This is a genomic window from Photobacterium jeanii (assembly GCF_001650345.1).
Classification (GTDB): domain Bacteria; phylum Pseudomonadota; class Gammaproteobacteria; order Enterobacterales; family Vibrionaceae; genus Photobacterium; species Photobacterium jeanii.
Genome location: NZ_LVHF01000012.1, coordinates 1219473 through 1234304 on the forward strand (window position 1 = coordinate 1219473; position 14832 = coordinate 1234304).

General features: G+C 48.1%; 15 protein-coding genes. All 15 read right to left on the minus strand.

Features of this window, described 5'->3' with window-relative positions; translation table 11 throughout:
• Nucleotides 1-48 precede the first annotated feature (48 nt).
• On the minus strand, nucleotides 49-2367 hold the full coding sequence (locus A3K86_RS06830; RefSeq protein ID WP_068329603.1) for a chemotaxis protein CheA: 2319 nt from the start codon (nucleotides 2365-2367) through the stop codon (nucleotides 49-51).
• A gap of 9 nt (nucleotides 2368-2376) precedes the next feature.
• Nucleotides 2377-3096 (minus strand): protein phosphatase CheZ, encoded by a 720-nt coding sequence (locus A3K86_RS06835; protein ID WP_068329605.1) that lies wholly within the window; start codon nucleotides 3094-3096, stop codon nucleotides 2377-2379.
• Between the two features lie 36 nt (nucleotides 3097-3132).
• The gene (gene cheY, locus A3K86_RS06840) at nucleotides 3133-3504 is read right to left on the minus strand and encodes a chemotaxis response regulator CheY (protein WP_039467413.1); all 372 of its coding nucleotides are present in this window, start codon (nucleotides 3502-3504) and stop codon (nucleotides 3133-3135) included.
• Between the two features lie 56 nt (nucleotides 3505-3560).
• Nucleotides 3561-4283 carry an RNA polymerase sigma factor FliA gene (locus A3K86_RS06845; protein ID WP_068329611.1) on the minus strand — a complete coding sequence of 241 codons (723 nt, stop codon included), beginning with the start codon at nucleotides 4281-4283 and terminating at the stop codon, nucleotides 3561-3563.
• Entirely contained in the window at nucleotides 4276-5163 is an 888-nt protein-coding gene (locus A3K86_RS06850; RefSeq protein ID WP_068329615.1) for a MinD/ParA family protein, read from the minus strand. Before A3K86_RS06850 ends, A3K86_RS06845 begins: the two co-directional genes overlap by 8 nt.
• The gene (gene flhF, locus A3K86_RS06855; protein WP_068329618.1) at nucleotides 5156-6817 is read right to left on the minus strand and encodes a flagellar biosynthesis protein FlhF; all 1662 of its coding nucleotides are present in this window, start codon (nucleotides 6815-6817) and stop codon (nucleotides 5156-5158) included. Before flhF ends, A3K86_RS06850 begins: the two co-directional genes overlap by 8 nt.
• 109 nt (nucleotides 6818-6926) lie before the next feature.
• Entirely contained in the window at nucleotides 6927-9023 is a 2097-nt protein-coding gene (gene flhA / locus A3K86_RS06860; RefSeq protein ID WP_068329621.1) for a flagellar biosynthesis protein FlhA, read from the minus strand.
• Nucleotides 9024-9263: 240 nt separating this feature from the next.
• Entirely contained in the window at nucleotides 9264-10394 is a 1131-nt protein-coding gene (flhB, locus tag A3K86_RS06865) for a flagellar biosynthesis protein FlhB (RefSeq protein WP_068329624.1), read from the minus strand.
• 26 nt (nucleotides 10395-10420) lie between these two features.
• Entirely contained in the window at nucleotides 10421-11203 is a 783-nt protein-coding gene (gene fliR / locus A3K86_RS06870) for a flagellar biosynthetic protein FliR (protein WP_068329632.1), read from the minus strand.
• A gap of 95 nt (nucleotides 11204-11298) precedes the next feature.
• On the minus strand, nucleotides 11299-11568 hold the full coding sequence (fliQ, locus tag A3K86_RS06875; RefSeq protein ID WP_068329634.1) for a flagellar biosynthesis protein FliQ: 270 nt from the start codon (nucleotides 11566-11568) through the stop codon (nucleotides 11299-11301).
• 14 nt (nucleotides 11569-11582) lie between these two features.
• Nucleotides 11583-12416 carry a flagellar type III secretion system pore protein FliP gene (fliP, locus tag A3K86_RS06880; protein ID WP_068329636.1) on the minus strand — a complete coding sequence of 278 codons (834 nt, stop codon included), beginning with the start codon at nucleotides 12414-12416 and terminating at the stop codon, nucleotides 11583-11585.
• Nucleotides 12413-12814, minus strand: a complete 402-nt coding sequence (gene fliO / locus A3K86_RS06885) for a flagellar biosynthetic protein FliO (protein WP_068329643.1) — start codon at nucleotides 12812-12814, stop codon at nucleotides 12413-12415. The genes fliP and fliO overlap by 4 nt, the downstream gene beginning before the upstream one ends.
• A gap of 19 nt (nucleotides 12815-12833) precedes the next feature.
• Entirely contained in the window at nucleotides 12834-13226 is a 393-nt protein-coding gene (gene fliN / locus A3K86_RS06890) for a flagellar motor switch protein FliN (RefSeq protein WP_068329647.1), read from the minus strand.
• A 14-nt stretch (nucleotides 13227-13240) separates the two neighbouring features.
• Complete coding sequence (gene fliM / locus A3K86_RS06895; protein WP_068329650.1) at nucleotides 13241-14287, minus strand: flagellar motor switch protein FliM; 1047 nt, start codon at nucleotides 14285-14287, stop codon at nucleotides 13241-13243.
• Between the two features lie 7 nt (nucleotides 14288-14294).
• Nucleotides 14295-14789, minus strand: coding sequence for a flagellar basal body-associated protein FliL (gene fliL, locus A3K86_RS06900; RefSeq protein WP_068329652.1), 495 nt, complete (start codon nucleotides 14787-14789; stop codon nucleotides 14295-14297).
• Nucleotides 14790-14832: the final 43 nt, after the last annotated feature.

The window sequence follows — 14832 nt, forward strand, 5'->3', positions numbered from 1 at the left end:
TTCATTTCAAACTAACAGACCCCATTCTTTTGATTTTATTATTGTTACTTAGCGGCCAGCGTAATGCTTAAGTAGGTTTGGCACGTCTAGGATCAGAGCAATATGACCATCACTCGTGATCGTTGCACCTGCCATACCAGGCGTTCCTTGTAGTAGTTCATCCAATGGCTTGATCACGACTTCTTCCTGACCAATCAAAGTATCTACAACGAAACCAATACGCTGGTGACCAAGCTGAACCACAACCACATGGCCGTGTTCACGTTCACGCTTCGGTAAACCAACACCTGATAGCCAATCTTGTAAGTAGAACAGTGGGATCGCTTTTTCGCGAACAATGGTCGTGAGCTGACCATCAACCACGTTAGTCTTACGTAGATCTAGGTGGAAGATTTCGTTAACGCTTGCTAATGGCAATGCAAATGGCTGTTCTGCCACACCTACCATCAAGGTCGGTAGAATTGCTAACGTTAGCGGTACTTTAATGTCGATACGTGTACCTTTACCCAGCGCTGAGTCGATGTGAATCGAACCGTTAAGCTGGTTGATACCCGTCTTCACTACGTCCATACCTACGCCACGACCAGAGATGTCAGAAATCTCTTTCTTGGTCGAGAAACCTGGCGCAAAGATCAGGTTGTACGCTTCGTTATCAGAGATACGTGACGCTGCATCTGCATCCATCACACCACGCTCTACCGCGATAGCACGTAGTTTATCTGGGTCCATACCGCCGCCATCATCTTCGATGGTCAACAGAATGTGGTCACCCTCTTGTGATGCCGATAGCAGAACAGTACCGATACGAGGTTTACCGTCTTTCTCACGTACGTCTGGCATTTCGATGCCATGGTCAACCGAGTTACGAACCAAGTGGACTAGCGGATCGGCCAGTGCTTCTACTAGGTTCTTATCGAGATCGGTATCTTCACCACGCATTTCCAGCACGATTTCTTTATTCAAGCTACGTGCAAGGTCACGAACAACGCGAGGGAAACGACCAAAGACTTTCTTGATTGGCTGCATACGGGTCTTCATTACCGCGCCTTGCAGATCCGCTGTTACCACATCAAGGTTGGCAACCGCTTTTGACATGTCTTCGTCGTTGTTATTAAGACCCAAACTTACTAGTCGGTTACGAACCAATACTAGCTCGCCCACCATGTTCATAATGGTGTCTAGGGTTGAGGTATCAACACGAACAGTCGCTTCAGCTTGAGGCTTCGCAGGCGCAGCTTTTGCTGGCGCTTTCGCCGGAGCTTTACGTTCAGCAACAGGTTTTGCTGCTGGCGCTGATGCAACCGCTGGCGCAGGCGTTGCTTTTGGTGCAGCAGCAGGGGCTGGCGTTGCAGGCGCTACAGGTGCTTTTTCTTCAGCGACCATTTCTGCAACTGGCTTAGTTGCAAACTCTAGCTCCTCAACCGATGGACCTTTACCTGAACCGTGTAGCTCATCAAGCAGACGCTCAAACTCGTCGTCAGACATCAAGTCATCATCACCGTCAGCCGCACTTGCAGCTGGTGTTGGCGCAGGCGCGACTGGCGCTGGTGCCGCTTGTTCTACAACAGGCGTATCGTAACTAACATCGCTGTTACCCGGTGCGTTACCTGAACCATGCAGTTCATCAAGTAGACGCTCAAATTCGTCGTCGGTGATGTCACCGCTTTCGGCTTGAATTTGCTCAACAATGCTACCACCCGCACTGTCAGCCGCGTTGTTTTCAACAGGGGCTGGCGCTGGTTCAGCAGCAGAAGCTGATGATGGGCTGTTACCTACACCGTGCAATTCATCAAGCAGACGGTCAAATTCGTCTTGGGTGATGTCATCAACAGAGTCACCTGCAATCACGCTATCACTCGCAGGTGCAGCAACAGGTGCTGGCGCTGCAACCACTGGCTCAGGAACCACGATAGGTTCTGGCTCAACAACAGGCTCTGGCTCTGCCGCCACTGCGGTGCCATTTAGCTCTTCTTCTGTTGGTGGTTGGCTGTAACGATGCAGCGCGTCAAGAAGTGTTTGTTCTGCCGGATCCAGAGGCTCACGAGCTTGGACTTGGGCAAACATTGCATTGATGGTATCCAGTGCTTCTAAGATCACATCCATCAATTCAGGTGTAACCTGACGTTTGCCAGTACGAAGCAGGTCGAAAATGTTTTCTGCGCCGTGACAAGCGTCAACCAGCTCACCGAGTGATAAGAAACCTGCACCACCTTTTACGGTGTGAAATCCGCGGAAAATTGCGTTAAGAAGCTCAGCATCCTCAGGACTGCGTTCAAGCTCCACAAGCTGCTCAGAAAGCAACTCTAAGATTTCTCCTGCTTCAATAAGGAAATCCTGCAGGATATCTTCGTCTAAATCAAAGCTCATATAGTTCCCCTAAAATCCAAGGCTCGACAGCAAATCATCAACATCATCTTGTGAAGACATCACATCTACGCGTTCTTCACCGTTGATAATTGGCCCTTCTGGGGCAAGTGTTGGTGCTTCCGTGAGGGCTTCAACTTTGTCGTCATTGTCCATGTCAAAGGCTTTCAGGATATCAACTAGCTGATCTTCAACCTCATGCACGAGATCGATCACACGGCGGATAACCTGCCCGGTGAGATCCTGAAAGTCTTGCGCCATTAAGATTTCTGTCAATTGGCTACGAACTTCGCCGCTGTCACCTTCAACCTGCGTCAGCAAGCCATCGATACTGTGACAAAGCACTTTAAATTCGTTTAGCTCAATCTTACCGGCCATAAGTCGCTTCCACTGAGGTTGGACTTGTAGCAGATTGTCGTGAAGTTTATCGGCAATCGGTAAGATGTTTTCAACTGCATCCATCGTTTTATTGGCTGCTTCTTCAGTGCGTTCAATAACAAACGACAAACGGCCACGCGCATCAGGTATTTCTGTTTTAGCAAGATCACAAATACGAGGATCTAAGCGGAAGTTTTGTAGCGAATCGTGCAACTGACGAGTCAGCTTCCCTACTTCATCGTACATAGGATCACGCTGCTCATGCATGACAGACAGAAGGAGCTGATTGGCTTCTTCTTGTTGGTCGTCTTCAAGCAAGCTGACAAGCTGTTTAGCTTGAGCGAGTGTTATCATTATTATGTTTACCCTGTTAGCGTCTGACAGGCAGCATTACTGCATACGTTCGAAAATTTTATCTAGCTTTTCTTTTAGCGTTGCAGCCGTAAATGGCTTAACAATGTAACCATTCACACCCGCTTGAGCTGCTTCAATGATCTGCTCACGCTTAGCTTCAGCAGTGATCATCAGAACAGGAAGATGCTTCAATTCAGCATCAGCACGGATATGCTTCAGTAGATCGATACCTTGCATGCCTGGCATGTTCCAGTCGGTCACTACGAAATCAAAGCCGCCTTTCTTCAGCATTGGTAATGCGGTCAATCCATCATCCGCCTCTTGGGTGTTGTTAAAGCCCAAGTCACGTAAAAGGTTTTTAACGATTCGGCGCATTGTTGAGAAGTCATCAACAATGAGGATTTTCATGTTTTTGTTCAAAGTTGCCTCCACTGAGGTCACAGTGTTTTTATAATATTCTAATTTCACGCGGTCCAAGCTGAGAGCTTAGCGCGCAAGCGTTGCATAGCCTGACTATGAATCTGACACACCCGAGACTCACTAACACCGATCACGGCGCCAATCTCCTTTAAGTTGAGCTCTTCATCGTAATAAAGAGACAACACAAGTGCTTCACGTTCAGGCAAGGTTTTAATGGCTTCTGCCAATGAATGGCGGAAATTATCGTCTACAACACCTTGAAATGGAAGATTTTCGTCTAGCGATTCTTCATTTGCTATCGCATCTTCAGTAACACCAAGATCATCCATACCTACTAAGCGACCACAATTCACATCATTTAACGCTTGATAGTACTGATCTAGTGACATTTCTAAGTGAGCGGCAATTTCCTGATCGTTCGGGTCACGTCCTAGCTCGCTTTCCAGTACCGAGATGGCTTCGGTGATACGTCGGCTATTTTTATATACCGAGCGTGGCACCCAGTCGCCTCGGCGGATGTCGTCGAGCATCGCGCCCCGAATACGAATTCCGGCGAAAGTTTCAAAACTCGCCCCTTTGGTAGGGTCGTAATTTTGCTGCGCCTCAAGCAGGCCTATCATGCCAGCTTGAATTAAATCTTCAACTTGCACACTTGGGGGAAGCCGCCCCATCAAGTGATGCGCGATCCGTTTGACCAAGGGCGAGTACCGCATGACAAATGCCTGCGGGCTCTCTTGGTAACGGCCGTAAGTTAACGCTTTATTCACCGATAGGTACCTCTGTTGGCGTAGGTTTCACTAATAGTCGCTCAACAAAAAACTCTAGGTGTCCACCTGCACTCGTTGGCATTGGCCAAGTTAACGCTTTATTCGCTAACGATGACAGTGCCAATGCTGCAGGACTTTTAGGGTAAGCATCAACCACAATTTTTTGACGCTTCACTGACTGACGCACTTTGTCGTCCAGTGGCACACACGCCACCAATTCTAAATTGGCGTGTAGGAAGCGTTCCGTTACCCGTGTTAATTTGGCATACAGTTCGCGACCTTCACGGTAGCTGCGTACCATGTTGGCCACAATCTTAAAGCGCTGTACATCATATTCACGGCTAAGAATTTTGATCAGAGCATAAGCATCGGTGATCGATGTTGGCTCATCACACACCACCACCAGCACTTCTTGCGCGGCGCGAGAGAAACTCAGCACCATGTCAGAAATACCCGCTGCGGTATCGACCAATAAAACATCGATATCATTTGGCAAGCTACCAAATGCTCGAATTAAGCCTGCGTGTTGTGCTGGCGTTAACTCGGCCATATTTTGCGTACCTGACGAGGCAGGAATAATCTGCACCCCGTAAGGACCTTCAACAATAATATCTTGAAGGTCACACAGCCCTGCTAGTACGTGCGATAAGTTACGTCCCGCACGCAGTCCTAGCATAATATCGACATTAGCCAGCCCCAAGTCGGCGTCCAGTACCATGACCTTCTTGCCCTGACGAGCCATTGAGATTGCCATATTGAGCGTGACATTGGTTTTACCAACTCCACCCTTACCACCAGTTACTGTGATCACTCGGGTTGAAGAGAGTTTAGTCATACGGCGTAGGCCGCTCGCTTGATCCTGCATCATGTTCTCAATCATAAAAATCTGCCGCCTGATTTTCTGAATTGTCGCTACTCCAGAAATGAGGTTGCTGACTAATTTCTTGTTCTAATAGTTCGTTGGCACGTGCCGCCAGATATTTGCCAGAGGCTACTTTGATATCTTCAGGTACACGTTGACCATCGGCCAAATACGCAATAGGTAGTGCATTTTCAATCGTCACGCACATTACCTCACCCAAACTTAATGACTCATCAAGCTTGGTTAACACACAACCTGATAATGGTATCCGACGGAAATGTTCAATCGTTTCATGCAACACACGACGCTGCGCGGTTGATGGTAATACCAATAGACTGCGGATTTGTGCTCCGCTATTTTGCATCAATGTATCAAGTTGTTCTGACAGGCGAATATCGCGCTGTCCCATCCCTGCGGTATCCAATAAAACCAGTCGACGATGACGTAACTGGTGAAGTATATCGGCCAGTTCTTCAGCATCTTTAGCAACTCTTACCGGACAGCCTAAAATTCGACCATAAGTAGAAAGTTGCTCGTGGGCACCGATACGGTAAGTATCTGTTGTGACGAGGGCAATTTCTTCTGGACCAAAATCCATTGCCGCACGCGCTGCCAGCTTAGCGATAGTGGTCGTTTTACCCACCCCTGTCGGCCCTAACAGTGCCACTACCCCACCGGTTTCTAAAATACAGTCATCGGTGGTGATAATTTGATCCGCTAGCAACTCCAGCAATGCTGGCCACGCTTCATGCGCAGGCACATCTTCTGGAATATAACAGGCGAGCTGATCACTTAATTCAGGTGATAAGCCCATTTTCTCTAGGCGTTTGATCATCATGGCGCGCATTGGCTCACGACGCTCAACCTCTTGCCACATCAAGCCAGATAGTTGATGTTCAAGCAGGCGGCGGATAGATGCCATTTCATTGCGCATCGCATCCATTTCATCCATGTTCGAGGATGATTTTGGCTCATAACGAGATGGGTCTAAGCGATTACCGCCACGCTCACCAAATGAAGAACGAGGGTTGTTCTGCTGACCACGATAGCCTTGATTGCGATTATTGCCGCCAGACCACTCTTGCTGATCGTCATAGCTTTTAGAATTCGGACGCTTGTAATCACCAATATCAAGCGCGTGTTTCGCTGGTTGGCGCTTACCTAAACCACTATAGCCACCACTTTGTTGATTGCGGTTCTGGCTATGCCCTTGATTGTGATTATTGTTGGCACGACGTGGTTCATGCTGCTCTTGACGAGAAGGGCGCATGTTATCGCGCTCGTAACCATAATCACGGGCATTGTTTTGATGCTTAGATTGACGCTGTAACAGTGCTGACAGCGAATCTTCTTCACTGCCACCCTCTTGTGCGTTGTCTTGCCCTTGATAGTTTTGCAGCATGTTAGCAAAACGGCTTCCCGCCGATTGCTTAAGCTGTACCTTATCGTCAGCCAGTTTACGTTTCGCTTGACCTAAGCGATTGGCTAAGTCGTCACGGACTGGAGATGGTGGCGGCGGCTGATTGCCGGAGTCATTATCCACAGCGGCAACAATTTCCACCCCGCCGGTGACTTTTTTATTCGACATGATCACTGCATCCGAGCCAAGTTCTTCCTTCACTTGGCTCAATGCGGTTCGCATGTCTTTGGCAAAAAATCGTTTAATCTTCAATCTACTATTCCCGTCAAATGGCGTAACACCATATTTCAGAGTGGTTCAGCAAGCGTAAACGCGAGCAACTAAAAGGGGTTAACAGCCTTAGCTTATGTGCTGACTGCGGTTAATTACCCACGGCATTTACAATGCGAATTTGTTTTTCATCAGGTACTTCCTGATAAGACAAGACACGCAAGCTTGGAATGGTATTTTTCACAAACTTCGCCAGTGTCGAGCGTAGGACGCCAGAAGTCAGTAATACTGCTGGTTCGCCTTTTAATTCTTGTTGTTGCGTCGCTTCGGTTAGCGAGCGTTGCAAGCGTTCTGCCAAGCCAGGTTCGATACCTGTTGATTCGCCTCCGGCAGACTGCATCGTTTGATGCAATATTTGTTCCAACTCTGGCACTAAAGTGATAACAGGAAGTTCTGGCTCTATACCGTTGATTTCCTGAACAATTAGACGTTTTAATGATATGCGAACCGCGGCAGTAAGAATGTCAGGATCTTGACTCTTCGGTGCGTACTCCGACAATGTCTGTACTATGGTACGAATATCTCGGATTGGAATGCCTTCATGCAGCAAGTTCTGCATCACTTTCACAACCACACCCAATGAGATTTGATCCGGTACAAAACCTTCAACCAACTTAGGTGTTGATTGACCAAGCATTTCAAGCAGATTCTGTACTTCTTCATGACCCAGTAGCTGCGCGGCACTGTTGGTCAATATCTGGCTTAAGTGCGTTGCCAGTACCGTCGCGGCATCTACCACGGTATAGCCAAGCGCTTGTGCATGTTCACGTTGTGATTCCATGATCCACACCGCTTCTAAGCCAAAGGCAGGGTCAGTGGTCACTTCGCCGTCGATAGAACCAAACACTTGCCCTGGGTTAATCGCCAGCTCCATGTTGTGGTGAATATTGGCCTCACCACAGGCAACGCCCATCAAGCTAATACGATAGCTGTTGGGTGGTAATTCCAAGTTATCGCGGATATGTACTGGCGGTACCAGAAAGCCAAAGTCTTGCGAGAGCTTCTTCCGTACCCCTTTCACGCGCTCAAGCAGTTCACCGCCTTGCTCTTTATCCACCATAGGGATCAAACGGTAACCCACTTCCAGCCCGATAATGTCGACCGGCTGAACATCGTCCCACGATAGCTCTTTTGACGGTGGTGTCGTTGCCAGCTCGGTGGACGCTTCTTCTTTCTCCACCAACTCGGCTTCTTTTTGTTTCTTCACTCGCCAATAAGCAATGGCGCCAATTAACAGCGCAAGTAGCAAGAATGGGATGTGTGGCATCCCCGGCACGATGCCCATTACAAACAAGATGGCACCTGTGATGATCAACGCCTGCGGGTTGTTGAACATCTGGAAATACATCTGCTGGCCCATATCCTCGTCAGTATTTTGACGAGTTACCATCATTGCTGCACCAATTGACAACAAAAGTGACGGAATTTGAGCAACCAAGCCATCACCAATGGTTAGCAAGCTATAAATTTCAAGCGCCTGACCAAACGCTAGGCCATGCTGACCCATGCCGATCACGAGTCCACCGATGATGTTGATACACAAAATCAAGATACCGGCGATGGCGTCACCTTTTACAAATTTTGACGCACCATCCATAGAACCGTAGAAATCCGCCTCTTTGGTCACTTCACCACGACGGGTACGCGCTTGCTCTTGGTCAATCAAGCCTGCGTTCAAATCGGCATCGATAGCCATCTGTTTACCCGGTAAGGCATCCAAGGTGAAACGGGCACTTACTTCCGAGATACGACCCGCACCTTTGGTAACAACCATGAAGTTAATGATCATCAAGATCAGGAATACCACCAGACCAACGGCGTAGTTACCACCAATCACCACCGAGCCAAAAGCATCGATAACTTGACCAGCGGCATCCGAACCCTCGTGTCCATACAGGAGAACCACACGGGTTGACGCGACGTTTAGCGCTAGACGTAACAAGGTCGCAATAAGCAGTACTGTTGGGAAAGCAGCAAAATCGAGCGGACGACGGGTATAGATAGTCACCAGCAATACCACCATTGCTAGTGCGATATTGAACGAGAACGCCATATCCAACAGGATCGGCGGCATCGGCAAAATCACCATCGCCAAAGTTGCAAGCACCAAAATTGGCGCTCCTACCGATGGCATGGATTTAAGGCGAGACAGCGGTAATTTATCCGCTAAAGCAGCAGGCAGTTTCATTCAATCGTTACACGTCTTGTCGCTCAGAATATGAGTATTATGGTTATGGCGAATATTCTAAGGTTTCCACCAAAAAAACGAAATAGTAAAGCAACAATCATGCCCAAATAAACGACAATTTTTTGACCAAAATTGATTTTGGAGATAGCTCACAAATTGATACTGAGTGATTAAAATTCACACAATTCAATGTAAAACACGAGCCGCATTAATGGGCTATCAATTGCCGGCGTAAAAATGCTAGTGGCGGTATTCCGGTGGGATGTTATTTGCTTCTTTCGACAGTACAGGTTTCTTGCCCTGCCCTTTGCGGTATTGCTTAAGCTGATAAACGTATGCGAGCACTTGCGCCACAGCGATAAACAGGCCGTCGGGGATCTGCTGTTCAAGCTCTGTGGTGTGATAAATCGAACGCGCTAAAGGTGGCGATGGCACGATATCAATATCATTTTTGTTGGCGATTTCTCGGATTTTAAGCGCGATGTGATCGGTACCTTTAGCGATCACAATCGGCGCGGCATCGATACTGGTGTCGTAACGAAGGGCTACCGAGAAGTGCTCCGGGTTGGTGATCACCACATCGGCTTGTGGAACTTCAGCCATCATACGACGCTGCGCCATTTCACGCTGCAACATACGGATCCGCCCTTTAACTTCAGGCTTACCTTCGCTGTCTTTAAATTCGTCTTTGACCTCTTGCTTAGTCATTTTTAACTGTTCGTTATGCTGCCAAATCTGATACGGCACATCGATGGCAACCACCACCAGCAACGAGCAACAAATCAGCAGAATAAAGCGCATCAACAGTTGCAGCGCATGATAGAAGTTATTGGGATAGAGCTCAGTGCTGATCAAAAACAAGTCGTTCAAACTGCTATACATCAAGTAGATAGCAATGCCCGCCACCAACAACACTTTCAAAATCGATTTGATCAGCTCAACCCAGCTTTGCATCCCGAACATTCGCTTCAAACCGCTCATTGGGTTCATTTTCGATAGCTTAGGACGCGCCGCTTCCGCAGAGAAACTCACGCCACCTAACGCAGCAGCGCCAATCAAGGCACAGGAAAACAAGAACGCCAGCACAATAAACAGTGGCATTGCGATGTGTTTCAACGATTGGAGGACCACCGCAAACAACTTGGTGACATCGAAGATTTCTTCACGGCTTAACGTGAACATTTTTGTCATGATGGCAATCATGCCGTGGGCGAGGGTTTCGCCGAACCACATCAGTGATACGGCGCCTGCAACTAACACTGCAACGGATGCCAATTCTCTTGAGCGCGGTACTTGACCTTTCTCCCGCGCCTGCTCGAGCCTTCGGGGAGTGGCCTGTTCGGTACGTTCCTGACCGTCGGAATCTGCCATGTCTGCTTCTACCTAACCTTACTGACCTAACAATCCAACCGGATCAAGCTACACACCTGATCGACACCTAACTGCCACTGATACTCGTACTGTGGCAGCATACCCATTAGCAAGAACCATGTAATGGTCAAGCCAAGTAATAATGCAAAAGAAAAACCGAGCGCAAAAATGTTTAACTGTGGTGCCGCACGGGTCATGACACCAAAAGACAGATTGACTGTCATCAGAGCGATAATTCCCGCCAACGCCATATTCAATGCCGCTTTGAACATCAGACCAAACCAACCTGCTAGCTGATAATAGTCACCAGCTTCAAACATGGATTTACCAATCGGCAAGGTAGTGAAGCTCATGATCACCATCTGCAGCATCACCAAGTGGCCATCGGTCGATAGAAACAGCATCAGGGCAAACATCATAAATAGCTGACCCAAAACGGGCGTACTTTGGCCGTTGGCCGGGTCAACCATAGAGGCAAAACCAATACTCGATTGCATACCCAAGATCTGACCAAGCAACACGAACGTTTGGCTAACAAATTGAGTCACTAGCCCCATGCAAACCCCAATCACCACTTGTTGCGCGATGATCAAAAAACCATGAAAAGATACCACTTGGATTTCTTTTGGCACCGCAGGCAAGGCTGGCATAACAGCAATAGTGACGGTGATAGCAAGATAGAGACGAATTTTAGGCGAGACAAAGCGAGCACCGAAGAAAGTCATCGACATTAACATCGATGAAATTCGAACGAAGGGCCAAAAGTAATTCGCCATCCAATCGAGGAGCTGTGTCGCTGGGTACGACATGGTTAGCGTTGTTCCATCTCGGTATGTTTCATCTCGGTCATCTTGCGCATGTTATACGCACTCTCTGTTTAGCTGGGTTAGTGTGCGTTATCGCGCTAATACAATAATTGCGGTATTCGCTCTATCACCCGATAGAAATAGTCCATTAACATACTGGTCATGGCATGACCAAATAACATCAAGGCTATCAAGGTAGCAACCAAACGCGGCAAGAAGCTCAAGGTTTGTTCGTTGATCGAGGTTGCCGCTTGGAATACGGCAACAATCAAACCAACCACCAAGCCCGGCAATACAATCATGCACACCATCACCAATACGATGTAGAGCGCATCTTGGAATATTTCGACAAACGCTTCAGGTGTCATGTTTCATCCTTAGGCTAAGTGCCAAAGCTGCCAGCCAAGGTCGACAAGATCAGGTTCCAACCATCGACTAATACGAACAACATGAGTTTAAACGGCAATGAGACAATCATTGGCGATAGCATCATCATACCCATCGCCATTAGTACCGATGCCACCACTAAGTCGATGATCAAAAACGGCAAAAACAGCATAAAGCCAATTTGGAACGCCGTTTTCAACTCTGACGTAATAAAGGCTGGGATCAATACCGTCATCGGCACTTCTTGCGGATCGGTCGCGCTAGAGCCAGACATGTTAACGAAGCTTTCGAGGTCTTTTACCCGCGTTTGCTTCAACATGAACTGACGGAGCGGATCTTGCGCTGCATTAAAGGCTTGCTCAGCATTGATCTCATCATTGATATAAGGCTGTACCGCTTGGGTATTGATCTGATCGATCACCGGCGACATGACATAAAACGTCATGAACATCGCGATCCCGATGATCACCTGATTTGATGGCGTCTGTTGCAAACCCATCGCTTGCCGAAGGATCGACATCACCACCACGATACGGGTAAATGAGGTCATCAAGATGATAATGGCAGGCAAGAACCCTAGCGCTGTCATCAAGGCTAGGATTTGCAAGGTTACTGAATAATCTTCAGTGCCATCGGGATTCACTGTGACCGAAAAGGCAGGGATACCACCGCCGTTTCGTTTTGCCACCATATGAGATGCGCCCTGCTCTGACTGCATTGCCCTCTCAGTGACAGTCACAGTGCCATCTTCTTCAGCTGCCCACGCAGATACGCTAAATAGTAAAGCACATGCTGCCAGAACAGCAGCCAACAGACCTTGTCTCATCATTGCTTATTCATATCGTTTTTTAATAACTTGCCAAGCTGTGAGGCAAAATCAGGACGTTCCATTTCCGGCTCAGCTAATGGAGTGTCGAGCTTATTCAAGAGTGAGATGTTGTGTTGGGTTACACCAACTAACAACTGCTCATCACCCACTTGCACCAACACAATGCGCTCTTTCTGCCCCACAGGGATCTGTTTGATCACTTTAAGGCTACTGTCACCTTGTAGGTTTGGCAGACGCATTTTTTTCACGACAACTGCCAACACTAAGATCAACATCACCACCAGCATCAAAGACGCAAAGGTGGTGGTCATATTAATTTCAGGTGGCGCAGCCATTGCTGGCAAACTTAATCCCGCCATCAGTAGCGGGATCAGCGTCAGAGTAACAAATCGAAACATGGTGGTACTACCCTTTCGCTTAACGCAACTTCTTAATACGCTCAGTTTGGCTGATCACGTCAGTGAGACGAATACCAAACTTGTCGTTGACCACAACCACTTCGCCGTGGGCGATCAAGGTGCCGTTTACCATCACATCCAGCGATTCACCCGCAATTCGATCAAGCTCAACTACCGAGCCTTGGTTCAATTGCAGTAAGTTACGGATACTGATTTGAGTACGACCGACTTCCATCGAAATGGTCACCGGAATATCCATGATGGTATCGAGTTTACGACGCTCATCTTCAGAAATCGGTGAGCTCTCGTCGGTTAATTCTTCAAGCGGCGCAGCCTGTACACTTTCTTCATCCGCTTGCTCCGCCAGCGCCGCAGCCCAATCGTCAGCAATTTGTTGGTCATTTTGAGACATGATTACACCTATGGTTATTCGTCATCGTTAATTTCCATCAACGCGCTGCCTAACGCATCACGGTCGAGGAAGGCCAGATCGGTTTTCACCATATCTGGACGTTTCAACTTCTCGGTAATTTTCAGTGCTACGTTATCGCCTGATTTACCCATTTTTGCGCGATAGGTTGGGAGGTCTTCAACAAACACCGTTGCCGCCCCCGGCATATCAATCGGGATCACGTCTCCCGTTTGCAGCTCCATCAAATCCCGCAGGGTTAAATCTACGTCTAACAACTTAGCACGCATATTCACTGGCACATCCATGATTTCGTCACGCAGTGCCTTGCTCCAACGAACATCGGTATCCATCTTGTCTGACTGAACACCGGCGTCCAATAATTCACGAATGGGCTCAACCATGGAGTACGGCATCACCACGTGGAAGTCACCGCCACCACCATCGACTTCGATGTGGAAAGAGCTCACCACAATCACTTCGGTTGGGCTGACAATGTTAGCCATGGTCGGGTTCACTTCAGAGTCGAGGTACTCGAACTCAACCCCCATCACTGGTGACCATGCTTCACGGTAATCCTCAAACACCAGTTTCAGCAGCATTTGAACAATGCGGCGCTCCGTTGGGGTAAATTCACGACCTTCAATCTTGGCGTGGAAACGACCATCACCACCAAAGAAGTTTTCTACCAGAATAAACACCAAGCGGGCTTCCATGGTGATAAGACCCGTACCTTTTAGCGGACGGAATCGCACCATGTTTAAACTTGTCGGTACATACAGTGTGTTTTGGTATTCACCAAACTTGATCATCTGTACACCGTTGATCGATACTTCCGCCGTTTTGCGCAGCATATTAAATAAGCTAATGCGCATGTGGCGGGCAAAACGCTCGTTGATCAATTCGAGCGTTGGCATCCGTCCACGGACAATCCGGTCTTGCGATGAGAAGTCAAAGGTCGTGGCCGTGGAGGCTTCACCGCCATCAAGGCCCTCATCATCTTCTACATCATCAACACCGTGTAACAGGGCATCAATTTCGTCTTGGGTTAATAGATCACTCACTTTGAACCTATTGCATTACGAAGCCAGTAAATAACACACGCTCAACCACTTGTTGTCCTGAGACTTTCTGCAAAGCATTCTGTACTGATTGCAGTGCTTTTTCACGCAACTCAACACGCCCATTTGGGGTACGCAGTTCTTCAACCGTCGCAGCACCAAAGGTTTGCAACAGTGTACTTTCTAACAGCGGAATATGCTGTTTCGCGGTTTCTTCGTTGTCATCACCGCGTACCATCAGCTGCACTTTCACCTGTACCAAGCGATCACGTTTGTCGCCTGTAACATTAAAGATAAATGGCTGAGGGAGAGTGACATAGTACGCTGGCTCATTCTGAGCTGCTGTTGCTTGCGTTTGCTCAGACGCAACCTCAGGTTCTGGTACATCATCACCTAACATAAACCATGCGGCAGCACCGCCACCAGCCAGCAAGATAACGACCGCAGCAATAATGATGATCAGCTTCTTTTTGCTACCACTCGTTTCTTGTAATTCGTCAGCCATGTGAATCCTTTACTGTTTCTAAAACCTAAACCAATGCGACTAT

Excerpts from the sequence above, each read along its gene's own strand:
- fliL (WP_068329652.1), bottom strand. The coding sequence starts at position 14,789 with ATGGCTGACGAATTACAAGAAACGAGTGGTAGCAAAAAGAAGCTGATC.
- flhB (WP_068329624.1), bottom strand. The coding sequence starts at position 10,394 with ATGGCAGATTCCGACGGTCAGGAACGTACCGAACAGGCCACTCCCCGA.
- A3K86_RS06830 (WP_068329603.1), bottom strand. The coding sequence starts at position 2,367 with ATGAGCTTTGATTTAGACGAAGATATCCTGCAGGATTTCCTTATTGAA.
- fliP (WP_068329636.1), bottom strand. The coding sequence starts at position 12,416 with ATGATGAGACAAGGTCTGTTGGCTGCTGTTCTGGCAGCATGTGCTTTA.
- cheY (WP_039467413.1), bottom strand. The coding sequence starts at position 3,504 with ATGAAAATCCTCATTGTTGATGACTTCTCAACAATGCGCCGAATCGTT.
- A3K86_RS06850 (WP_068329615.1), bottom strand. The coding sequence starts at position 5,163 with ATGATTGAGAACATGATGCAGGATCAAGCGAGCGGCCTACGCCGTATG.
- A3K86_RS06835 (WP_068329605.1), bottom strand. The coding sequence starts at position 3,096 with ATGATAACACTCGCTCAAGCTAAACAGCTTGTCAGCTTGCTTGAAGAC.
- fliR (WP_068329632.1), bottom strand. The coding sequence starts at position 11,203 with ATGTCGTACCCAGCGACACAGCTCCTCGATTGGATGGCGAATTACTTT.
- flhA (WP_068329621.1), bottom strand. The coding sequence starts at position 9,023 with ATGAAACTGCCTGCTGCTTTAGCGGATAAATTACCGCTGTCTCGCCTT.
- fliN (WP_068329647.1), bottom strand. The coding sequence starts at position 13,226 with ATGTCTCAAAATGACCAACAAATTGCTGACGATTGGGCTGCGGCGCTG.
- fliO (WP_068329643.1), bottom strand. The coding sequence starts at position 12,814 with ATGTTTCGATTTGTTACTCTGACGCTGATCCCGCTACTGATGGCGGGA.
- fliQ (WP_068329634.1), bottom strand. The coding sequence starts at position 11,568 with ATGACACCTGAAGCGTTTGTCGAAATATTCCAAGATGCGCTCTACATC.